Origin of the sequence: Mycobacterium asiaticum DSM 44297 (assembly GCF_000613245.1) — a bacterium.
GTDB classification, from domain to species: domain Bacteria; phylum Actinomycetota; class Actinomycetes; order Mycobacteriales; family Mycobacteriaceae; genus Mycobacterium; species Mycobacterium asiaticum.
Map to the genome: position 1 here is coordinate 259,846 of NZ_HG964939.1, position 21,983 is coordinate 281,828.

Sequence of the window (21,983 nt, forward strand, 5' to 3'; positions counted from 1 at the left end):
CGACTACCCGAACGGCCCACCGCAGTGCTCGCGAGGGGCTGTTGATCGGGTTCCTGCCGCAGGAGGCCGAAGTCCGGTTGCTGGACAGCATCATCGCGCTCAGTGACTCCGGCAGCCGGCTGGCCGCCGACTACGGGCAGGTGGCGGATCAGTCCGCGGACGGGCAGCGGCAGGCGCAGGCCATGTCCGACCGGTGGCGTGAGCTCGGGCTGGACCTCGACGTGGCCAGCCTGACGTACCCCGGTGCGCATACTGACGTCGCGGCGCATCTGTGGGCCAACCGGTGGAGCACCATCACCTCGGATCTGCCCGAGCTGTTCGACGCGGCCGGTCTGGCGCCGCTAGGGGATATCGCCCAGCGGGCTCCGGCGAACTCGATCGGGTACGTGCGCGCTGGGGCGCCTTAGTCGCGGCGGTGGGCGCGATGTTCAGCGCACTCACCGGAACACTGCGATGGTGCCGATCGAGTACTCGGCTCTCGAGTATTTGCACCGACTGGTCTTCTAGCCCGCCCCGTTCGCGCTGCGTGCCGTCCCGGTGACGACCACGAGTTCGAACGTCTCGAGGTTCGACGATGTTGACCCGTTGGGCCGTCAACCGAGGCCTACGACAAACTGCTGGACTACTACCTGCCGCAGATCACCGGTAATTCACTCACTCCCGGCGATTGAGAATCACCTTTGTGACAACACGCGTGGGATTGCTGGATCGGTCGGCTGGGCGAGTCGGGCGCCGGATCCGAGACGCTACAGCCAAGATGATGGAACCAATCCGCGGCCAAAGTCCTAACCCGGGCAAAGCGATTAGGAGGGGCCAGGTGGCAGCTCCCGAAAAAGCTCTCTATCACACAACACGCACAAGCAGCGTTTTCTACAACGGCTGCGCGAGGTCGGACTGCAAGGGGGAGAGGATCAGCGGATTTGACTGGTGCATCGTTCATCTGTCCGCTGAGGAGTGCGAGCTATACGCTTCGCGCCTTCAAGCTCGGCAGGCCGAGCTTGTCATCTCCGCCGTTAATGTAGACATGAACTTTGTTAAGGGCTGGATTGACCGCATCAGCACTATCGTCGACGGTGACACGATCGTCCCAGTACCTGTGAGGATGCAAGACACCGTCCTTGTTGGCAGCCTCGAGTTTCGGAAGATTACTTTCGAACATGGAATTAATTTGACGAAGTTAAGAGCTTATGACGTGCGAATGTTCGAAGTTGCTATCGGTGGAGAACTGCGACTCATTGAAGCTGTGCTGGATAACGAACTAGCGCTCGCCGATAACTTAACTGTTGATGATCTTCTGATGAGTTGGCTGCAGGCAAAAATTATTGGCCTTTCTCGTGGGATTTCTATCAACGGGAGGCTCGACGCGACACATGCGTCCGCCGACTTCACACATCTGTCGCGTATCGAGATTGCCGGACCGGCCGATTTCACCGAGGCTTCGCTATCGAGTCCGGGCAACAATGTCTACATCTCTGCCGATTTCAAATCGTCAGTCAATTTCTCGCGGTGCAGATTTCTTGGCGAAACTCAAATAGGGAGTGTAGGAGACGAGCCCCCAAGTAAATTTCGACGCGAAGCCACCTTCGACGGCGCAACATTCGGATCCGACACTTTTGGGTCGCTTACTATGAAGGACTGCGTTTTCGAAGGAGAGGCTTCATTCAGCGATACCGAGATTTACGGAGCGGTAGCGTTTGATGACGCGAAATTCTTGCAAGCCGCTAGACTGAACAAAATCGCGGTCAAGTCCGCCCCCTTCAAGAGAGGCCCCAGGACTATCGGCGACCAGCACGCTACTGCATTCTCAATGGTAAGAACCGCATTTGAGTCGTCGTTGATCTTGAGTGCGAATGTGGAGAACAAAGCAAAAGTTGAGGACTTAACATTCCCGGGTGTTATTGATGAATTCGCAATCAATTCTTGTGATGATCTGCAGTTGACTCGCGTGACCCTCGAAACCTCTAACTCCCTTACACTACTTTCGACTCAACTTGTAGCTGTCGAGCGCCTTCACATGAACGGCGGGGGTAACGTACGAGTCAGCGGAAGAATGTTTAATCTTAGCGATTTCACTTGCGCTAATCCCGTCTTAATCCAAAGTTTGGTGGACCAGCAAGAGCACCCCGCAAAACCTAAGTTGATTGGTCTAAAAGGCACGAATTGTGATGGTCTGACGCTTTCCGGATTCGATTACAGTGAAACTGTATTCCTTGGGGCTGCGAAGCTTGATTCTCTAATAATCACGGGCGAGTTCATTTTGCGCTCAACGCACGGCACGCGAGCCCGGCGAGTCGTTCTCGCTGAGGAGGCGACTGCCCGAGCCGCGAGTCAGTACTGGACGAAACTAGCCGGTGGGCCGCCGCGGGGCTTAAACAGTTCGATCCCTGAGCCTCGAGATTTGGCAGGAGTTTATCGCGCGCTTCGGAAAGCGCGAGAAGACCAGAAGGACGCGCCTGGAAGCGCAGACTTTTATTACGGTGAAATGGAAATGCGTCGTCTGTCGTCTGCGCCGCGAAGCATGGAGCGGGCGATTCTGACGGCGTACTGGCTCATTTCCGGATACGGGCTCCGCGCTTGGCGAGCGCTCACGACCCTTGCAGTGGTGATTGTCGGATCGGCAGCCATACTATCGTTCTTCACCCTTCAATCTGGTCCGCATCCGCCGCCTCCAAGCTTTGCCGCCGCCCTGATCTTCAGTGCTCAATCAGGCCTACAGTTGGCTGGATCCTCAGATCGCTACACCACAGTGGGACAGGTATTTGAGCTGGTCTTACGAGTCTTGGAGCCAGGGTTAATTGCCCTTGCCCTGTTCGCAGTGCGTGGCCGGGTGAAGCGCTAAAGCGCGATCAGGCCTCGACTCCGCCGACCCCGAGACGTTAGTGGTCGTGTTACCGACAGAGTCGGTCATGGTGACCTCCGGATGTATTCGACTGCGCCGCGGGGTGTCTTGATCGCGGCGATGCATGGCCAGCTTCGTGATCGGCAATGTGACGCCGTTCCGGGCGACATCTGCGATAGAAAGAAGAACGACGGCAAGAATGGTGGCACATCCAGCTCGTCAGTAAACGCAGATGACGCCTTTCGCATCAACGGAGGGCCTTGGGCCCATGTGAAGTTCTACCGGCCCACCGACGCCCTCACCTTTTACGAGGTTCTCACATGTATCTACGACAGCCAGGATGATCAGAACGCCTTTGGGGACGTGGCCGCAGCGGACACGTCGAGATTCTCGGCCGTACCGACAAGCTCGTAGCCGCGCTGGGCGCATGGCTCGCGGCAGGCTTGTCGCTGCCGCTCAGGGGACGTTGTAGCGTCGGTGACGCGGGACATTCGGACGACGATTAGGGCTCGCACAGGACATCCTCTCAGGCGGTGTAAACCGAGCCTGTCGAGTAGTCGACGGTTGTCCTCCCAAGCAGCTTACGGCTTGTGCTGCAGTGCGTTTCACGAACACATCCGATCAACCGGGTTGCATACGGCGACTGATTCCCAGGCTACGAACGGAGGCCAACAGCACGGGGGGATCTAACCTCCAGCGACTTTGTCGCTACAAGCCGGGCACAGAACATGGTCCTCTTGCCCGGCGTGGGTTACCTGCCCTGCGCGGGTTACCTGCCCTGCCGCTTCGCCAGCCACTCCGCCTGCATGACAAACAATCCCAACACCTCCGGGGCCGGCGTCTGCGGATCCAGCTCGCAGTAACGCCGGTACATGTTGACCACCACCCTTTCAGCGTCCAGCCAGGACGCGTATTCACCGAGGTCGACGCCATCGACGGCCTCGGCCAGCGACAAACCCTTGCGGTAAGCCTCGTCGGCCTGCTCGGTGATGTGCACGAAATAGTCACGCACAGCACGGATTCCATCCGGATTGGTCACCGGCCCATGGCCCGGTACCACCACCGGCGCGTCCAAAGAAATCATCGCGTCACACGCCGCGATCCAGTTGGCGATCGGCCCGGACCACACGATCGGCGTGCAGCCGATGAACAACAGATCCCCGCCGAACAGCACCCCGGCGTCGGGCACGTGCACCACCGAGTCGGCCGCGGTGTGCGCGGGTCCGAGGTTGAGCAGATGTATCTCCCTGCCACCGACCTCGATCGTCAGCGATCGGTCGAAGGTCTCATCGGCGTTGCGCACCGTGATGCCGCTGAAATCGAAGTGCCCGAAGCGTTCTCGCGCGTAGGGAGTTGCGACCGGGCCCAGGTCGGCCGTCTGAATACTGATCAGCCTTTCGACTCCCTCGTCCTGCGCGATCTCGTCGAAGGTGCCTTGCGCGGCGATAATCCGCACGTTGTCATCCAGCAGTTGATTGCCGTGGGTGTGGTCGCCGTTGGAGTGGGTGATCAGCGCATCGGTGATCGGCGCGCGATCGGTGATCGGCCGCATCGCGGTCAACATCTCGCGGGTCAGCGCGAGGTCGAACAGGGTGTCCACCAACAGCGATGCACCGTCACCGGCCACCAGACCGGCGTTGCTCCAACCGTATCCGCCGTCGGGCAGCGTCCAGGCCCACACCCGGTCGGCGACCTCGTGCAGCCCGCGGGTGTAGGGCACCTTTGCCGGAGCGGGATTCACCCGGGCCGAGACGAGCGGCGCCGCCGCGGGAACAGGCCTGGGCGGCAACGGAACCGGCTCCGGCGTCGCTCGAACGGTCTGCCGAGTAGCACCCAGGCCTTCCACCTGCAGCGTCACCACGTCACCGTCACGCAACCAGCCGGGAAAGGATTCCGGCTCGATCAAATGCTCGACGAGCGTGCAGGTCGGCACGGTCCCGGACCCGATCACATCCCCGGGTTGCAGCGTCACACCGCGCGACATGTACGAGATGACCTCGCCGAAGGTCCAATCCATGGCGGCGGTGGACCCCGTACCGATCACGGTGTCGTTGACCAGTGCCTGCACTTGCAGGCTCAGCTTGCCGTCCCGCCGGAACGGTTCGAGCTCGTCCGCGGTGACCAGATACGGGCCCAGGGTGACGCCGCTGTCCTTGCCCTTGGCCTGCCCGATCCGCAGCTGCCCCTCCAGCGCCTGCAGGTCCCGGGCCGACCAGTCGTTGAAGATCATGTAGCCGACGATCGCCGCTTCGGCCTGCTCGACCGTCAGGTCTTTGCCCGCGGTGCCGATCACCGCGGCGACCTCCAATTCGAAGTCCTGCCAAAGACTTCCGGGTGCCATCGGAGCGTCGTCGTAGGGTCCCAACACCGTTGCCGGACAGGCGAAGTAGAACGCCGGGATGCGATACCAGGCATCCACCAGGACGCGGCCGCCGCCGGTGGCCTCCTGACAGTTGCGCATGTGATCCAGGAAGCACAACGAGTCTCGGATCGACGGTGGGCGAGGGATCGGCGCGGCCAGCGTCACCGACCCCAGCGCCACCACCGCGGCCGGTGACCGCAACGCCTCCTCGCCGGCGGCCCGCAGCCCGTCGGGGCCCGAGCCGATCAACCCGAGCAGCGTCTGACCCGCCGGGAGCGCATGGATCTGCTCGCCGGAGAGCACCCCAACCCGTTCGCCGTCCGCACCGCGATAGGTAACCCATTTCATTCGCGCACTACCTCACTTGGTTTTTTGTCCGGCCGCAGCCCGCGCCAACTCGATTGGCGCAACCGGTTGTCCGGGGTCCATTCGCTGTAGCGCACCTCACCGACCAGAACTGGCTCGACGTAGGTGACGCCTCGCGCCTCTCGCCTGGGAAGCGCTGGGTAAAAGGGTGATTCGTCGGTGTGCAGCGGTGCCAGCGTCTTCTTCAGGTTGGCCAGTTCGCGGTCGGTGAACCCGGTGCCCACCCGGCCGACGAACTCAAGCCCGTCGGGACCCGGAATGCCCAGCAGCAATGCGCCGATGCCGCTGCTGCGTCCGCCTTCACCCACCCGCCAGCCGCCGATCACCACTTCCTGGGTGTTCCAGTTCTTGTCCTTGATCCAAGAGGCCGAGCGCCGGCCCGGCTGATAGCTGGAATCCCGCTTCTTGGCGACCACCCCTTCCCAGCCCTGTTTGCGGGAATACTCGATCGCGTCGGGGCCGTCGCCGGGCAGCAGGTCGGGGACGATGAGTTCGCTTGCGCTGCCCAAGGTTTCCAGCAGCTTGCGCCGGTCGGAATACTTGGCCCGCAACAGCGAACGCCCGTCCAGGTAGAGCAGATCGAAGGCCCAGAACTCGATCCGGGTCGCCCGAACCCGGTTCTGCATTTCGTTGAAGCTCGGCACGCCGGCGGAAGTAAGTGCCACCACCTCCCCGTCGAGAATCACGTGGTGATCCGCGAGATCGGCGGCCAACGACTGCAATTGGGGGTATTCCTTGGTCATGTCACGCCCGCTGCGGGACCGTAGCCGCAGCGTGCCGTGGTCGGCGTCAACCAACAGTCGGTACCCGTCCCACTTGCCCTCGAATGCCCACTGTCCCTTCTTCAGGCCTGCCACCGACCCGTGCGTGGCGAACATAGGGGTGAGCGCGTCGAAGTCGAAGACGTTCTGGTCCTTCATCCGGTGCGCCAGCCACTGGTCGCCCTTGGTCTGGATCAGCGCATAGCGCCCCGAAATCCGGCTGCCGTGCAGGTTGACGATCACCTCCCCTTTTTCGGGGCCATCAAGGAACTTCTCCGCCTCGTAGGTCCCCGAATCCCAGATGATCACCTTGCCGCCGCCGTATTCGCCCTTGGGGATGTTGCCCTCGAACGAGGCGTACTCCAGCGGATGGTCTTCGGTGTGCACAGCCAGGTGGTTCACCGATGGCGTCTCGGGCAGGTTCTTCGGCACCGCCCAGGACACCAGCACGCCGTCACGTTCGAGCCGGAAGTCGTAGTGCAGGCGGCGCGCGTGGTGCTCCTGAATGACGAACGTATTGTTCTGGCCGGTAGTGGGTTTCGAGCGCGGCACCGGCTCGGGCGTCTTGGACGAGTCGCGCATGCTGCGGTACTTGCTCAGCCGGTCCGGCAGCAGCACACCGGGATCCAGCGGGGCGATCAGGTCACCGTCGCGAGCCACCCGGGCCAGCACCTCATCGAAACGCAGCTGGCGCAAACCCCGGTCGTCGAGCTCTTCCCAGGTGCGCGGCGCGGCGACCGTCGGATGCTCGCGTCCACGTAGCGAATACGGCGCGATCGTGGTTTTCGCACCGTTGTTCTGGCTCCAGTCCAGGAAGATCTTGCCGGCCCGCACATTTTTCGCCATCACCGAGGTGACCAGCTTGGGCATGGCCTTCTCCAATTGCTGCGCAACACGTTTGGCCAGCACGGTGGCGCCGCGGCTACTCACCGGCTCATCCAGCGGCGCGTACAGGTGCAAACCCTTGCTGCCGCTGGTGAGCGGGTAGGTGGTCAGGCCGATGTCGGCCATCATGTCCCGCACCGCGCGCGCTACCCGCGCCAGTTGGGCCATCGTCACACCCTCGCCGGGGTCCAGGTCGAACACCAACCGGGTAGCCGGTCCCGGTTTGAGGGTTTCCCCGCTGCGGGTCCACTCCGCGACGAACCGCCACTGCGGCACGTGCACCTCCAGCGCCGCCTGCTGGGCGATCCAGGCCAGCCCGTCAACGCTGTCGATGATCGGATACGTCGTGGTACCCGACCGGTGCGTGATGCTCGCGCGCGGCAGCCAATCGGGAGCCGAGGACGCCAACTGCTTCTCGAAGAACGCCGGCTCGTCGACGCCGTTGGGCCAGCGCTTGCGGGTCGCTGCGCGGCCCGCGATGTGCGGCACCATCACCTCGGCGATGTTGGTGTAGTAGTCGAAGATCTCGCGCTTCGTGGTCCCGGTCGCCGGATAGAGCACTTTGTCGGCGTTGGTCAGCTTGACCTGCTGCCCCTGTGCCGAACCCATAGTGCCAACGTAACGTGTCGGGCATGGGACAAGGCTCATGAAGGGCCTGGTGATCGGCGAGGCCCTGATCGACATCGTCAAGGGACCCAGCGGCGGCGAGCATGTGGGTGGCAGTCCGCTCAATGTTGCCGTCGGGCTCGCGCGGCTGGGCCGCGGCGTCGACTTCCTGACCCACATCGGCGACGACGCCGCCGGCCGGCGCATCGCCGACTACCTCAAAGACGCTGGCGCTCATCTTCTTCCGACCAGCATCGCCGGGACGCGCACCTCCACCGCGGTGGCGACCATCGCAGCGGACGGCTCGGCCAACTATTCGTTCGACCTGGATTGGCGGCTCACCGGGACACCGCCGGTGCCGCCGCCGCTATTCGTGCACACCGGCTCCATCGCGGCGGTACGCGAACCGGGTTGCCTGGCGGTGGCCGCCCTACTGGACGCCTACCGGGTCTCCGCGACTATCACCTTCGACCCCAACGTGCGACCGTCCGTGGTCGTCGACCGCGACCAGGCACGGGAACGCATCGACAACCTCGTCGAGCGCAGTGACATCGTCAAGGTCAGCGACGAGGACCTGCGCTGGCTTGCTCCCGACCGGGCACCGCAGGACACGGCCCGCAGCTGGCTGGCGTGCGGGCCGGCGCTCGTGGCGCTGACCATGGGCGAACGCGGCGCGATCGGATTCTGCGCGGCCGGGCAGGTGCTGGTGCCCGCCCATCCTCAGCGGGTGGTGGACACCGTCGGGGCGGGCGACGCGTTCATGGTCGGGCTGCTCGACGGTCTGTGGGAACTGGGCTTGTTGGGCGGTGACCGGCGTAATGCCCTGCACCGGATCGAGCTCGGCGAGGTGACGTCGGTGCTCGAGTTGGCGACGGCGGCGTCGGCCCTCACCGTCACCCGTGCGGGTGCGGACCTACCGGACCGCGCCGCGCTCAACGCCTCAAGGGGTTATTGAGACTCGCACGGGGCATACTGACGAAATGCGCTCCATTTGGAAGGGCTCGATCGCCTTCGGGCTGGTGAACGTGCCGGTCAAGGTGTACTCGGCCACCCAGGACCACGACATCAAATTCCACCAGGTGCATGCCAAGGACAACGGCCGCATTCGGTACAAGCGGGTGTGCGAGGTATGCGGCGAAGTCGTCGAGTACAGCGACATCGCCCGGGCCTTCGAATCCGACGACGGCCGATCGGTGGTGATCACCGACGAGGACATCGCCACGTTGCCCGAGGAACGTAGTCGCGAAATCGAGGTGCTCGAGTTCGTCCCGGCCAGCGAGGTCGACCCGATGATGTTCGACCGCAGCTACTTCCTGGAGCCGGATTCCAAATCGTCCAAATCCTATGTGCTGCTGGCTAAGACGCTTGCCGAAACGGAGCGGATGGCGATCGTGCATTTCTCGCTGCGCAACAAGACTCGGCTGGCTGCCCTGCGCGTCAAGGATTTCGGCAAGCGCGACGTGATGGTGATCCACACCTTGTTGTGGCCCGACGAGATCCGTGATCCCGACTTCCCGGTGCTGGACAAGGAAGTCGACATCAAACCGGCCGAACTGAAGATGGCCGGCCAGGTAGTGGAGTCGATGGCCGATGATTTCAATCCGGACCGCTACCACGACACCTACCAGGAGCAGCTGCAAGAACTGGTGGACGCCAAACTAGAAGGCGGAGAGGCATTTACGGTCGAAGAGCAGCCGACCGAGCTGGACGAGACCGAGGACGTCTCAGATCTGCTGGCGAAGTTGGAAGCCAGCGTGAAGGCCCGCTCGGGCAACGGCGGCGCCACCACCAAGGCCCCGGCGAAGAAGGCGGCAGCCAAGAAAGCGCCCGCCAAGAAGGCACCGGCCAAGAAGTCCCCGGCGAAGAAATCGCCGGCCAAGAAAGCCGGTTCCAAAGCGGCGTCGAAATCTTAAGAAACCTTGACCGACACGGGGTCAGCAGTGACATTCTTTGTTCATCTTCGCCCGTGTTCGGTTATCGCCTGCGTTCGCTTAGAGGAGTTGCCGTGAAGTTCACTCGACCTGGCGTCGCACTGAGTCTGCTCGTTGCCGTCGCACTGGTGCTCTCGGGATGCGGCGGCAACTCCGGTAACACAGCGTCCTCGTCGGCAACCAGCAGCACGCCGGTGGTGCCGGTCAACTGCGGCGGCAAGAAAAAGATCCTCGCCGCCGGCTCGACCGCGCAGAAGAACGCGATGGAGCAGTTCGTGTACGCCTTCATCCACGCCTGCCCGGGCCACACGTTGGACTACAACGCCAACGGCTCGGGCGCCGGTATGAAGGCGTTCCTCAGCAGTCAGGTGGACTTGGCGGGATCCGACTCGCCGATGAATCCGGACAAGGGCGAACCCGACCGCGCCCGGGAGCGATGCAGTTCGCCGGCATGGGACATCCCGGTGGTGTTCGGCCCTATTGCGGTCACGTACAACATCAACGGCATCAATTCGCTCAGCCTGGACGGGCCGACCATCGCCAAGATATTCAACGGGGCAATCACCAAGTAGGACGACCCAGCGATCAAGGCGCTGAACAAGAGCACGAACCTGCCCCCGACTCCGATCCACGTCGTCTTCCGCGCCGACCAGTCCGGAACCACCGACAATTTCCAGAGATATCTGGACGCGGCGTCCAACGGCGCCTGGGGCAAAGGCACCGGCCAGGCCTTCAACGGCGGCGTCGGCGAGGGCGCCACCGGCAACGACGGCACATCGCAGGCGATGAAGCGCACGGACGGCTCGATCACCTACAACGAGTGGTCGTTCGCCGTCGGCCACCAGCTGAACATGGCTCAGATCATCACTTCGGCGGGCCCCGAAGCGGTGTCGATCAGCGCCGAAACCGTCGGCAAGACCATCGCCGGGGCGACATTCAAGGACGGCACCGACCCGAATGATCTGATCGTGGACACCTCATCGTTCTACCGGCCGACGCAGGCCGGGGCCTACCCGATCGTGTTGGTCACCTACGAGATCGTCTGCTCGAAGTATCCCGATACTCCGACCGGCCAGGCGGTAAAAGCGTTCATGCAAGCCACAATTGGCGACGGCCAAATCGGTCTGGACGAATACGGGTACATTCCGTTGCCCAACAACTTCCAGTCGAAGCTGGTACCGATCGTGAACGCGATCGCATGACCGGCAGTCACCGTCGCGGTTGAGCGGGACCCGTTGGGGGGCGGCCGGTTCCGCCGCCTGGACCGCTGGCGTCATTCGCATCTCGGCCACCCGTACCGAATTACGAACGGACAGAGCCACTCTGGACCGAGGGACCGATCCGGCGGGACAGGCCGCGCGCCGGCGGCCCGACAGGAAATCCGGGACCGGCGTTACTCACTCGTGATTCAAAATTCACTGTGAGTGGCGCCATTTTGTTGTGTGCCTGCTCTGTGAGGATTTACCGTGTGTTAACCATCAGATTCGGCGGTGCACAGTCGGCCGGAATGTCGTCGGGTGGCGAAGGGAGCATCGACGGTGACCAACACCGGTTCGGAATCGCGGGTGGGTTCGCAGTTCGGTCCCTACCAGTTGGTGCGCCTGATCGGCCGCGGCGGGATGGGTGAGGTCTACGAAGCCGAGGACACCCGGAAGCACCGGGTGGTCGCGCTAAAGCTGATCTCGACGCAATATTCCAACAATCCGGTGTTTCGCGCCCGCATGCAGCGAGAGGCCGACACCGCAGGCAGGCTCACCGAACCGCACATCGTGCCGATCCACGATTACGGCGAGATCGAGGGTCATTTCTATGTGGAAATGCGCCTGATCGACGGCGTATCGCTGCGCTCGATGCTGACCCAGTTCGGCCCGCTGACCCCGGCCCGCGCCGTGGCGATCGTCCGCCAGATCGCCGCCGCGCTGGATGCCGCGCACGCCAGCGGCGTGACCCATCGCGACGTCAAGCCGGAGAACATCCTCATCGCCGCCAACGACTTCGCCTACCTGGTCGATTTCGGCATCGCCCGCGCAGCCCACGACCCCAACCTCACCCAGAGCGGGATGGCGGTCGGCACCTACAGCTACATGGCACCGGAACGTTTCACCGGAGACGACGTCACCTATAAGGCCGACATCTACGCGCTGGCCTGTGTGCTGGGCGAATGTCTGACCGGAGCGCCGCCCTACCGCGCCGACAGCGTCGAGCGGTTGATCGCCTCCCACCTGATGGAGCCGATCCCCCGGCCCAGTGTGCTGCGGCCCGGCCGGGTCCCGGAAGCCCTGGACCAGGTGATCGCCAAGGGCATGGCGAAGAACCCGAACCAGCGATACATGACCGCGGGCGACCTGGCCGCCGCCGCCCATGACGCCCTCACCACGCCCGAGCAGCGCCAGGAGGCCACGATCCTGCGCCAGGGCGACAACCAGACGCTGATCGCGCCCGTCGTCGATCCAAGCCTGAACAGTGGTTGGACGAACTCCAATGCGTCCGCTCCGCAGCAGTACTCCGCTCCTCACCAGCAGTACAGCGACCCCGCGACCATGCGCGCGCCGGTGCCCCCGATGCATACCGGCGACGAGACGATGGCCGGGCCACTGCCGTCGAACACCGGTGGGTGGCGGGAGCGCCCGTCGCACAACTCGGACCAGTACACCCAAGCCGCCCCCGCCGCCCCGACCGCCTGGGCCGGCAGCCAGCCTGGTGTCGCATCCGGACCTGGCTTTGGTGGTCCGCCGCCCTACCAGCAGCCGTCGCAGCCGCATCCGGTGAGAACGCCCCCACCGCAGTCCACGCCCCCGCCGCAACGCAAGTCGCGCAAGGGCCTGCTCATCGGTGCCCTGGCCGCCGTGGTGCTGCTCGTGATCGCCGCGGTCACCGGGTTCCTGATCTTCGGCGGGGAGGACAAGAAGGACTCCGGCCCCACTCAAGCCGGCGGAGCGCAGGTCCTGCCGTTCAACGGGCTCAACTTCCGCTTCGCGCCGGGCGGTGTGGCGGTCGACGGCAACGGCGTCGTCTACGTCACCAACCAGACCATGTACGGCCGGGTGGTGGCACTGCCCGACGGGTCGTCTTCGCCAACAGTCAAGCCGTTCAACGGCCTATACGAGCCGCAGGGCATCGCGGTGGACGGTGCCGGCAAGATCTACGTCAGCGACTTCAACAACCGGGTGGTGTCGTTGTCGGCCGGTTCTAACAACCAGGTGGTGCTGCCGTTCGACGGCCTGAACTACCCGGAGGGTGTCGCGGTCGACGCCCAGGGCAACGTGTACGTGGCCGACCGCGGCAACAACCGGGTGCTCAAGTTGGCGGCCGGCACCAACCAGCAGATCGAGGTGCCGTTCCAGGGCCTGAAGAATCCCGACGGCGTGGCCATCGACAGCGACGGCAACATCTACGCCACCGATACCGACAACAACCGGGTGCTCAAATTGGACGCCGGCACGTCGAACCAGACGGTGTTGCCGTTCACCGGCATCAGCGCCCCGTGGGGCATCACGGTGGACGGCGCCGGCGCGGTCTACGTCACCGAACACGACAACAACGTGGTGGCGAAGTTGCCGGCTGGAGCGACCGCCTCCGTCGAGTTGCCGTTCACCGGCCTGAACACCCCGCTGTCGGTGGCGGTGGACAAGAAGGGCAACGTTTACGTCGCCGACCGCGGTAACGGCCGGGTGCTGCGGCTCGCGCAATCGTAGTTAGCGAAAGTCGTAGTTAGCGGAAGATGCCGAAGCCCTGGGCGGCCGAGGCGAACATGTTGCGCAGCAGGCCGCGGGTCGCCACCAATTTGATTCCGGCGGCGATCAGGTTGATCAGGGCCACGATGATGATCAGGGTCAGCGCCGCGCCCCAGACGCGCAGGAAGCCGGCGTGTTCGGGGTTGGTGAGCTCGGTGTAGATCAGCAAAGGCAGCGAGGCCATGTTGCCCTCGAAGATATCGACATTGATCGAGCGGCTGTATCCCACCAGCACCAGCACCGGGGCGGTCTCGCCGATGACGCGCGCTACTGCCAGCAGCACACCGGAGATGATGCCCGGCATCGCGATCGGAAACACGATCCGCACGATCGTCTTCCATTTCGGGACACCCAACGCGTAGCTGGCTTCCCGCAATTCATCGGGCACCAGCCGCAACATTTCCTCGGTGGAACGAACCACCACCGGCAACATCAGCAGTACCAGCGCGAACGACACGGCCAGTGCGCTCTGCTCGAAACCGAGGGTGGCAATCCACAAGCTGAACACGAACAGGGCGGCGACGATCGAGGGCACGCCGGCCAGCACGTCGACCATGAATGTCGAAAGCCGCGCCATGCGACTGTTGCCGTATTCGACGAGATACACCGCGGTCATCAGGCCCAGCGGCACAGCGATCAACGCCGCCACACCGGCTTGCACCAACGACCCGTACAGCGCGTGATAGACGCCGCCGGCGAACTCCTCGGGCAGCACGCCGCGCAACGAGTGCGTCCACCAGTCGACGTGGACGATGGCCCGCCAGCCGCGTGCGATCACCACCCACAACAGCCAGACCAACGGCACCAGCGCCACCGCGAACGAGGCCAAGAAGAACGTCGTCGCCATCCCGTTCTTGACCCGCCGCCACGTACTGAGCGGGCGGAACACGACCACTTTGACCGGCCTGTCGAGCGCGTCAACAGTCATCAGCGACTCACCCGTTGACCTTTCCGCCCGCGATCGCGCGGGCGGCGGCGTTCACCATGAATGTCAGCACGAACAGTGCGAACCCGGCCGAGATATACGCTCCCGTCGGCAGCGGCTGGCTGAATTCGGAAGCGGCTGAAGCAATTTTGGATGCGAAGGTGTAGCCGCCGTCAAACAGCGACCAATTGCCCGGCTTGGCGGCCGAGCGCAGAATGATCAGCACGGCGACGGTCTCGCCCAGCGCGCGGCCCAGGCCCAGCATGGAAGCGGCCACCACCCCGCTGCGGCCGAACGGCAGCACGGTCATCCGCACCACCTCCCATTTCGTCGCACCCAGCGACTGGGCCGCTTCGATCTGCATCAGCGGGGTCTGCCGAAACACCTCTCGCGATACCGAGGTGACGATCGGCAAGATCATCACCGCCAGCACGATGCCGGCGGTGAAGATGGTTCCCCCGCCGGCCAGGGAGACATTGCCCTTCGCGAACAGCGGGATCCAATACAGGTTGCGATTGAGGAACTCGGCCAGCGGCTGCAGCTTCGGAGCCAGCACGAAGATCCCCCACAGCCCGAAGATGATCGACGGCACCGCAGCCAGCAGGTCCACCATCGCGCCGAACGGGCGCGACAACCTGCTCGGTGCGTACTGGGTGATGAACACCGCGATGCCGACCGCGATCGGCACGGCCAGCACCAGGGCGGTGAACGAGCTCAGCACCGTGACCATGAACAGGTCGCGGATGCCGAACGCCAGTTGATCGCCGGAAGTGTCGAACTTCGGACTGGTGAAGAAGTTCACATGGTTCGCGCGCAGCGACGGGATCGCCCGGACCAACAGGAACACCGCGATCAGCACGATCGCCACCACGATGGTGGAACCGGCCGCCGAGGCGAGCAGTTTGAACAGGCGGTCGGCCCGTCGCGACGCGCGCGCGTCTACCTCCGCTAGCGCAGCTTTAGCTAGCGGGGTAGTTACCACACGAACCTCAGATCAGGAGATGGCGTTGACTGCGGTCGACAACCTCGACTTGAACGAGTCGGGGATCGGGACATACCCGTTGTCACCCAGACCATTTTGGCCCCCGCCGATCGTCGACTGCAGAAAAGCTTTCACGGCAGTCCCGACATCCGCGGCGGGGTACTTCGAGCAGACGATCTCGTAGGTGGCCAGCACGATCGGGTACGAGCCCGGCTGCGTCGGCCGGTAGAACGAGAGCGTGTCGAGCACCAGGTCGTTGCCCTGCCCGGAGATGGTGGCACCGGAGATGGTCTTGCCGACCGAGTCGGTGCCGATCGTCACGGGCTCTGGACCGGCCGAGGTGATGATCTTGGCGATGTTCAGCTTCTGGCCCTGGGCGAACGACCACTCGTTGTAGGTGATCGACCCTTCGGTGCTCTTGATCGCCGCGGATGTCCCGTCGTTACCCTTGGCGCCCTCACCGACACCGCCTTTGAAAGCCTTTCCGGCGCCCTTGCCCCATGCGCCGTTGGAGGCCGCGTCGAGGTAGCGCTGGAAGTTGTCGGTGGTACCCGACTCGTCGCTACGGAAGACGACGTGGATGGGCGTCGCGGGCAGATTGGTCCCAGAGTTCAGTGCTGCGATAGCGGGATCGTTCCAGGTGGTGATGCCGCCGCTGAAGATCTTGGCCAGGGTGGGCCCGTCCAAATTCAGCGAGTCCACCCCGTAGAGGTTGTAGGTGACCGCGATGGGACCGAACACCACCGGCAGGTTCCACGCCGGCGAGCCTCCGCAACGCTGCTGCGCGGTGGCCGCCTCCTCCTTGCTCAGCGGAGAGTCTGAACCGCCGAAATCGGTTTGATTGCCGTTGAACTCGCTGATGCCGGCGCCGGAGCCGTTACCCGTGTAGTTGAGGGTCTGTCCGGGGCAAGCCGATTCGAAAGCCTTGACGAACCGGGTCATCGCGTTTGCCTGGGCGGTGGATCCGCTGGCTTTCAGCGTCTTCTTTCCACCACAATTCACGTTGGCCGCTGCCGACGAACCGCCGGATGAACCCTGGCCTCCGCCGCCAGCGTTGTTGTCGCTACCACACGCCGAAAGAACCAGTGCCCCGGAAGCCAGGATCCCCAGTGCGGCGCCAAATCGGTTGAGTTTCAATTCAGTTCCTAACGGTAGTGATGAAACATACTAGCCGCCGCCCCTCCATCGCGGCCGTCAACCAGCCCTTTTCCTCGCTGCTCTGCAGCTACATTAACAACACGTAACTTGCCTTGGAAGGGTCGCAGGTGCCAGCGCTGTGGTGCGCAACGACGCGGTGGCCGTTGTTGCGCACGACCGCTGTGCCAAACTAGAACCTGTTACAAAAATCCCCCGGGACGGGCGGTCGCCGCTGCTGTTTCGGCCCGACAACTGAAGAGAGGCCGCAGTGATCCTCGACAGGTTCCGTCTGGACGACAAGGTTGCCGTCATCACCGGCGCCGGCCGCGGCCTCGGCGCGGCCATCGCGCTGGCTTTTGCCGAAGCGGGCGCCGACGTGGTCATCGGGTCGCGCACCCAAGCCCAGTTGGACGAGGTTGCCGAGCAGGTACGGGCGGCTGGCCGGCGGGCCCATGTCGTGGCGGCAGACCTGGCTCACCCCGAGGAAACCGCGAAGCTGGCCGGCGCGGCCGTCGAGGCGTTCGGGAAACTGGACATCGTCGTGAACAACGTCGGTGGCAGCATGCCGAACACGCTGCTGACCACGTCGACCAAAGACCTCAAGGACGCGTTCACCTTCAATGTCGGCACCGCCCACGCATTGACCGTCGCCGCGGTGCCGCTGATGCTCGAACACTCCGGCGGTGGCAGCATTATCAACATCACGTCGGCGATCGGCCGGTTGGCCGGACGGGGCTTCGCTGCCTACGGCACGGCCAAAGCCGCGCTGTCGCACTACACCAGGCTCACGGCGCTGGACCTGTGCCCCCGCATCCGGGTCAACGCGATCGCCCCAGGCTCGATCCTGACCTCGGCGTTGGACGTGGTGGCCGGCAACGACGAACTGCGCGAGCCGATGGAGCGGGCGACACCGTTGCGCCGCCTCGGCGATCCGGCCGACATTGCCGCTGCCGCAGTCTATTTGGCTTCTCCGGCCGGAGGTTTCCTGACCGGCAAGACGTTGGAGGTCGACGGCGGGTTGACCTTCCCCAACTTGGAGATACCTGTTCCCGATCTGTGAGGTAACTGCCTTTGGCCTGGAAGTGTGTGCGGTCGAGGGTATTTCGAGGTTGCATAGCTGGGGCGTGTCGGTTTCCGTGGGAATTCTGTCCGCTGGGCCATACCCGAGCGAGCGCGTCGGGGCGCAGACTGAAGCATCACCGGCGATAGGGGTACGTCATGCCCAGACGAAGGGTGCTGATCACCGGCGCGTCCAAGGGGATCGGCCGCGCGGTGGCCGACCGGGTGGCCGCTAGCGGAAACGAACCGATCGGCCTGGCGCGAACCGCGCCTGCGGATTTTCCTGGGCCGAGCTACCCGGTCGACCTGGCCGACCGGGCGGCCACGGCCGCGACGTTGCAGCAAGTGGTGGCCGACGGCACGGTCGACGCGGTGGTGAACAACGTCGGGTTCGCCCGGTTCGGCCGCATCGGCTCGATCGAGCTGGACGACCTCTTCTCGACCTATGACATGAACGTGCGCACCGCGGTGCAGGTGGTGCAAGCGGTGCTGCCGGGCATGACCGCGGCCGGATGGGGCCGGATCGTCAATGTCAGCAGCCTGACAACGCGGGGCACCCGCGAGCGCACCCCCTACGCCGCGGCGAAGGCCGCGCTGGAAACCTGCACGCGCATTTGGGCGGCCGAACTTGCGGCGAGCGGCATCACCGTAAACGCCGTCGCACCGGGCCCGATCGAGACGGAGATGTACCGCGAGCGCAGCCCGGTCGGGTCCGAGCGCGAGGCCCGCCTGCTAAGCGCCATCCCGATGGGCCGGGTCGGCTCTCCCGCGGAGATCGCGCACGTGATCTGCGCGTTGCTGGATGAAGACGCCGGATACCTGACGGGCCAGGTGCTGCGGGTGGACGGCGGCGGCAGCATCAGCGCCGGGTAGGCGCGCGGCGGCCCGCAGCCGCGGCGGGGAACGTTTCGGATACCCTCACTTTTTCATTCGGAATCGCTTCCTCGACTGCCGAAGGCTGGTGCATTGGCGCAGGAAACCGCAACGTCGGACCGGGCGAGCTGGTACCTGCTGGGGCCCGCGTTCGTTGCCGCGATCGCCTACGTGGACCCGGGCAACGTCGCGGCCAACGTCAGCTCCGGCACCCAGTTCGGCTACCTGCTGCTGTGGGTCATAGTCGCCGCCAACGTGATGGCCGGCCTGGTGCAATACCTCTCGGCGAAACTCGGATTGGTCACTGGACGGTCGCTTCCCGAGGCGATCGGCGAGCGCATGGGGCGACCGGCCCGGCTCGGGTACTGGGCGCAAGCCGAAATCGTCGCGATGTCCACCGACGTCGCCGAAGTGATCGGCGGGGCGGTCGCGCTGCGCATCCTGTTCGGCCTGCCGTTACCGGTCGGCGGGCTCATCACCGGCGTCATCTCGCTGCTGTTGTTGACCATCAAGGACCGTCGGGGGCAGCGCCTGTTCGAGACGGTCATCACCGGATTGCTGCTGATCATCGCCGTCGGCTTCACCGCGAGCTTCTTCGTCGCGACACCCCCGGCCGGCGACGTGCTGAGCGGGCTGGTGCCGCGCTTCCAAGGCGCCGAGAGCGTGCTGCTGGCCGCGGCCATCCTGGGCGCCACCGTGATGCCCCACGCCGTGTATCTGCATTCCGGGCTGGCCCGCGACCGGCACGGGCATCCCGCGCCCGGGCCGACCCGACGACGGTTACTGCGCATCACCCGCTGGGACGTCGGCGTGGCCATGGTGATCGCCGGGGGAGTCAACGCCGCGATGCTGCTGGTCGCTGCCTACAACATGCGCGGTCACGGGGATGTCGGTTCCATCGAAGCCGCCTACGCGGCGGTCCGCGACACCATGGGCCCGACGATCGCGGTGCTGTTCGCCGTCGGGTTGCTTGCGTCGGGGCTGGCGTCCTCATCGGTGGGGGCGTACGCCGGCGCCATGATCATGCAGGGGCTGTTGCACTGGTCGGTGCCGATGCTGGTGCGCCGCCTGGTCACGCTGTGCCCGGCGATAACCCTGCTGTCACTGAACGTCGATCCCACCCGGACGCTGGTGCTCTCGCAGGTGGTGCTGTCGTTCGGAATCCCGTTCGCGGTGTTGCCGCTGATCCGACTGACGGGCAACCACGAACTCATGGGCGGCGACACCAACCACCGGGCCACGACCATCGTTGGCTGGGTGGTCGCCGTGATGATTAGTCTGCTTAACGTGGCGCTGATCTACCTCACCGCGACGGGCTGATGCCGGTCCGCCGGCACCCCTACTTCGCATACGGCTCCAACCTGTGTGTGAACCAGATGGCGAGACGCTGCCCGGACGCCATCGACCCGCGACCGGCGGTGCTGTGCGATCACGGCTGGCTGATCAACCAGCGCGGCGTGGCCACCGTCGAGCCGTCCGCGGGCAATGAGGTGCACGGTGTGGTGTGGCAACTCTCCGATCACGACCTGACCGTCCTGGACAGCGCCGAAGGAGTGCCGGTGCGATACCGGCGCGATGAGCTGACCGTGCACACTCACACCGGTCCGGAACCGGCGTGGGTGTACATCGACCATCGGGTGACGCCCGGCCCGCCCCGGCCCGGTTACCTCTCGCGGATCATCGACGGCGCCACCCACCACGGTCTGCCGCAACGCTGGATCGACTTTCTGCACCGCTGGGACCCTGCCCGGTGGCCGCAACCCATGTCGCCCAATGGCACTGGGCCGCAGTCCCTTTCGGAGTTACTCAGAGAACCGGGGATAGTCGAGGTGAGCCGGCTGCGATCCCGCTTCGGGTTCCTGGCCATTCATGGCGGCGGACTGGAACAGATGACCGACGTCATCGCCGAGCGGGCCGCCGACGCCGTCGACGCCTCGGTGTATGTGCTACGTCACCCCGACCAATACACCAACCATCTGCCGTCGTCGCGATTCGATCCGGCCGAATCCGCGCGGTTGGCCGAGTTCCTCGAACACGTCGACGTGGCGGTGTCGCTGCATGGCTACGGCCGGATCGGACGCGAGACACAACTGCTGGCCGGCGGGCGAAATCGCGATCTGGCCGCGCACGTGGCCGCCCATGTTCGCCTGCCCGGGTACCAAGTTGTCACCGATCTCGACGTGATACCCGGGAAACTGCGCGGCCTGCATCCGGACAACCCGGTCAACAGGGTGCGCGGCGGCGGGACCCAGCTCGAGCTTCCGGTCCGGGTCCGCGGCCTGAGCCCGCGCAGTCCCCTGCCGGGTGCGGATGGTTTGTCACCGGTCACTGCCGGATTGATCAAAGGTTTGGCGGCCGCGGCGCGGTCGTGGCAGATTTCTTCCCATCGTTGAATGGAGTGGTTGGTGGCCAAGGATTTTCGCTTCGGCGTGAGCATTCGCTACTTCAAGTCCCGCGAGGCTTTGGTGGATACGGCGAGGCGGGCGGAGGATCTCGGCTTCGACATCCTCTGTGTGCCAGACCATCTCGGTGCGGCGGCACCGTTTCCGACGCTGACGGCGGCCGCGATGGTCACCGAGCGGATCCGGCTGAGCATGTACGTGCTCAACGCCGCGTTTTACAAGCCGGCGCTGTTGAGCCGGGACATCGGGGCCCTCGACCTACTCAGCGACGAGCGGCTGGAGGTTGGCCTCGGAACCGGTTACGTGCGTGAGGAATTCGAGGCCGCCGAGCTGCCCTATCCCAGCGCGGGAGCCCGGGTCGACTATCTGGAACACATGACCGGCTACCTCAAAGAGCACCACCCCCGAGTGCCGATCATGGTGGCCGGCAGCGGTGACCGGGTGATGACCCTGGCCGCGCGACACGCCGACATCGTCGCCCTGACCGGAGCCCGCGTGCGAGACGTGGACGACCCGCTCGCCGAGCGCATCGACTTCGTTCGCGCCGCCGCCGGCGACCGGTTCGAAACGCTCGAGTTGAACCTGGTGATCACCGCGGTGCCGCGCGAGGGTGAGACGGTCCCCAACCTCTCGCTGACCCGCCGTAACGCGCCGGACTTGTCCGACGAACAGCTGCTGGCCATGCATTCGGTGCTCAGCGGTTCCCCGCGCGAGATGGCCGAGAAGCTGTCGAGCCACCGGGAGAAATACGGGATCACGCACTTCACCGTGCAGGACAACCACATCGACAACTTCGCCAAAGTGATGGCGGAACTGCGCTGAAGCTTGGTTTTTGCGGCGACCGGTAAGCTCAGCGGGTCCGCCCTCGTAGCTCAGGGGATAGAGCACGGCTCTCCTAAAGCCGGTGTCGCAGGTTCGAATCCTGCCGGGGGCACAGGTTCCTTGCCTGGTCAGAGCATGTTTTTGCGGTCGGGCAATCCCGAAATGCATTCTCCGTGCGTCTTTGCTGCCGCAGGTCAGACCGGAGCTGAAGCCCTGACAGGATTCCTGATGAGCCAGGCTAGTTCGGGCCATTGGCAGTCAGACGAACCGTAAAGTACCGGCTGCACGTCTTACGCCGG

Annotated in this window: 14 protein-coding genes, 1 tRNA gene and 3 pseudogenes; 12 read left to right on the plus strand and 6 right to left on the minus strand. The window is 64.5% G+C overall.

Translation table 11 applies throughout. The annotated features are described in order from the left end of the window. Both BN972_RS25170 and BN972_RS25175 read left to right on the plus strand, forming a co-directional pair. Positions 1-407 (plus strand): annotated as a pseudogene (locus BN972_RS25170) (SAM-dependent methyltransferase); the annotation flags it as partial. A gap of 410 nt (positions 408-817) precedes the next feature. Next, on the plus strand, positions 818-2,839 hold the full coding sequence (locus BN972_RS25175) for a pentapeptide repeat-containing protein (protein WP_036364435.1): 2,022 nt from the start codon (positions 818-820) through the stop codon (positions 2,837-2,839). A gap of 356 nt (positions 2,840-3,195) precedes the next feature. On the opposite strand, the pseudogene BN972_RS31415 reads toward BN972_RS25175, so the two are convergent. From BN972_RS31415 to BN972_RS25190, 3 genes and pseudogenes are all read right to left on the minus strand, one after another. Beyond that, positions 3,196-3,330, minus strand: a pseudogene (locus BN972_RS31415) (recombinase family protein); the annotation flags it as partial. Positions 3,331-3,608: 278 nt separating this feature from the next. Further along, positions 3,609-5,549 carry a fumarylacetoacetate hydrolase family protein gene (locus BN972_RS25185; protein ID WP_036364441.1) on the minus strand — a complete coding sequence of 647 codons (1,941 nt, stop codon included), beginning with the start codon at positions 5,547-5,549 and terminating at the stop codon, positions 3,609-3,611. Then, on the minus strand, positions 5,546-7,822 hold the full coding sequence (locus tag BN972_RS25190) for an ATP-dependent DNA ligase (RefSeq protein ID WP_036364443.1): 2,277 nt from the start codon (positions 7,820-7,822) through the stop codon (positions 5,546-5,548). Before BN972_RS25190 ends, BN972_RS25185 begins: the two co-directional genes overlap by 4 nt. 37 nt (positions 7,823-7,859) lie before the next feature. Between BN972_RS25190 and BN972_RS25195 the strand changes: the two genes are divergently transcribed. From BN972_RS25195 to BN972_RS25210, 4 genes and pseudogenes are all read left to right on the plus strand, one after another. Beyond that, positions 7,860-8,774, plus strand: a complete 915-nt coding sequence (locus BN972_RS25195) for a carbohydrate kinase family protein (protein WP_036364447.1) — start codon at positions 7,860-7,862, stop codon at positions 8,772-8,774. Between the two features lie 25 nt (positions 8,775-8,799). Continuing rightward, on the plus strand, positions 8,800-9,732 hold the full coding sequence (ku, locus tag BN972_RS25200) for a non-homologous end joining protein Ku (protein WP_036364450.1): 933 nt from the start codon (positions 8,800-8,802) through the stop codon (positions 9,730-9,732). 92 nt (positions 9,733-9,824) lie between these two features. After that, positions 9,825-10,952, plus strand: a pseudogene (gene pstS / locus BN972_RS25205) (phosphate ABC transporter substrate-binding protein PstS). Between the two features lie 336 nt (positions 10,953-11,288). Next, on the plus strand, positions 11,289-13,445 hold the full coding sequence (locus BN972_RS25210; protein ID WP_036364453.1) for a serine/threonine-protein kinase PknD: 2,157 nt from the start codon (positions 11,289-11,291) through the stop codon (positions 13,443-13,445). A 16-nt stretch (positions 13,446-13,461) separates the two neighbouring features. Here the strand turns inward: BN972_RS25210 and pstA are convergent, their stop codons facing one another. The 3 genes from pstA to pstS (BN972_RS25225) are packed head-to-tail and all read right to left on the minus strand — an operon-like array spanning position 13,462 to position 16,528. Continuing rightward, the gene (pstA, locus tag BN972_RS25215; RefSeq protein WP_051545803.1) at positions 13,462-14,412 is read right to left on the minus strand and encodes a phosphate ABC transporter permease PstA; all 951 of its coding nucleotides are present in this window, start codon (positions 14,410-14,412) and stop codon (positions 13,462-13,464) included. Positions 14,413-14,419: 7 nt separating this feature from the next. Further along, the gene (pstC, locus tag BN972_RS25220; protein WP_036364456.1) at positions 14,420-15,391 is read right to left on the minus strand and encodes a phosphate ABC transporter permease subunit PstC; all 972 of its coding nucleotides are present in this window, start codon (positions 15,389-15,391) and stop codon (positions 14,420-14,422) included. Between the two features lie 12 nt (positions 15,392-15,403). Continuing rightward, complete coding sequence (gene pstS / locus BN972_RS25225) at positions 15,404-16,528, minus strand: phosphate ABC transporter substrate-binding protein PstS (RefSeq protein ID WP_036364459.1); 1,125 nt, start codon at positions 16,526-16,528, stop codon at positions 15,404-15,406. Positions 16,529-16,796: 268 nt separating this feature from the next. Between pstS (BN972_RS25225) and BN972_RS25230 the strand changes: the two genes are divergently transcribed. From BN972_RS25230 to BN972_RS25255, 6 genes are all read left to right on the plus strand, one after another. Then, a complete protein-coding gene (locus BN972_RS25230) occupies positions 16,797-17,588 on the plus strand; it encodes an SDR family oxidoreductase (RefSeq protein ID WP_036364462.1) in 792 nt (263 codons plus the stop codon). Between the two features lie 158 nt (positions 17,589-17,746). Then, complete coding sequence (locus tag BN972_RS25235) at positions 17,747-18,460, plus strand: SDR family oxidoreductase (RefSeq protein ID WP_036364464.1); 714 nt, start codon at positions 17,747-17,749, stop codon at positions 18,458-18,460. Between the two features lie 39 nt (positions 18,461-18,499). Further along, complete coding sequence (locus BN972_RS25240; RefSeq protein ID WP_235192605.1) at positions 18,500-19,780, plus strand: Nramp family divalent metal transporter; 1,281 nt, start codon at positions 18,500-18,502, stop codon at positions 19,778-19,780. Then, the gene (locus tag BN972_RS25245) at positions 19,780-20,853 is read left to right on the plus strand and encodes a poly-gamma-glutamate hydrolase family protein (protein ID WP_036364469.1); all 1,074 of its coding nucleotides are present in this window, start codon (positions 19,780-19,782) and stop codon (positions 20,851-20,853) included. Before BN972_RS25240 ends, BN972_RS25245 begins: the two co-directional genes overlap by 1 nt. Then, complete coding sequence (locus tag BN972_RS25250) at positions 20,854-21,684, plus strand: LLM class F420-dependent oxidoreductase (RefSeq protein WP_051545804.1); 831 nt, start codon at positions 20,854-20,856, stop codon at positions 21,682-21,684. It begins immediately after the preceding gene. 39 nt (positions 21,685-21,723) lie between these two features. Beyond that, positions 21,724-21,796 (plus strand) — tRNA-Arg (locus tag BN972_RS25255). The last annotated feature ends 187 nt before the right edge of the window (positions 21,797-21,983 follow it).

Coding starts and splice junctions, on each gene's coding strand:
- BN972_RS25235 (WP_036364464.1), top strand. CDS start 17,747: ATGCCCAGACGAAGGGTGCTGATCACCGGCGCGTCCAAGGGGATCGGC.
- BN972_RS25190 (WP_036364443.1), bottom strand. CDS start 7,822: ATGGGTTCGGCACAGGGGCAGCAGGTCAAGCTGACCAACGCCGACAAA.
- ku (WP_036364450.1), top strand. CDS start 8,800: ATGCGCTCCATTTGGAAGGGCTCGATCGCCTTCGGGCTGGTGAACGTG.
- BN972_RS25195 (WP_036364447.1), top strand. CDS start 7,860: ATGAAGGGCCTGGTGATCGGCGAGGCCCTGATCGACATCGTCAAGGGA.
- BN972_RS25245 (WP_036364469.1), top strand. CDS start 19,780: ATGCCGGTCCGCCGGCACCCCTACTTCGCATACGGCTCCAACCTGTGT.
- BN972_RS25250 (WP_051545804.1), top strand. CDS start 20,854: ATGGAGTGGTTGGTGGCCAAGGATTTTCGCTTCGGCGTGAGCATTCGC.
- BN972_RS25185 (WP_036364441.1), bottom strand. CDS start 5,549: ATGAAATGGGTTACCTATCGCGGTGCGGACGGCGAACGGGTTGGGGTG.
- pstA (WP_051545803.1), bottom strand. CDS start 14,412: ATGACTGTTGACGCGCTCGACAGGCCGGTCAAAGTGGTCGTGTTCCGC.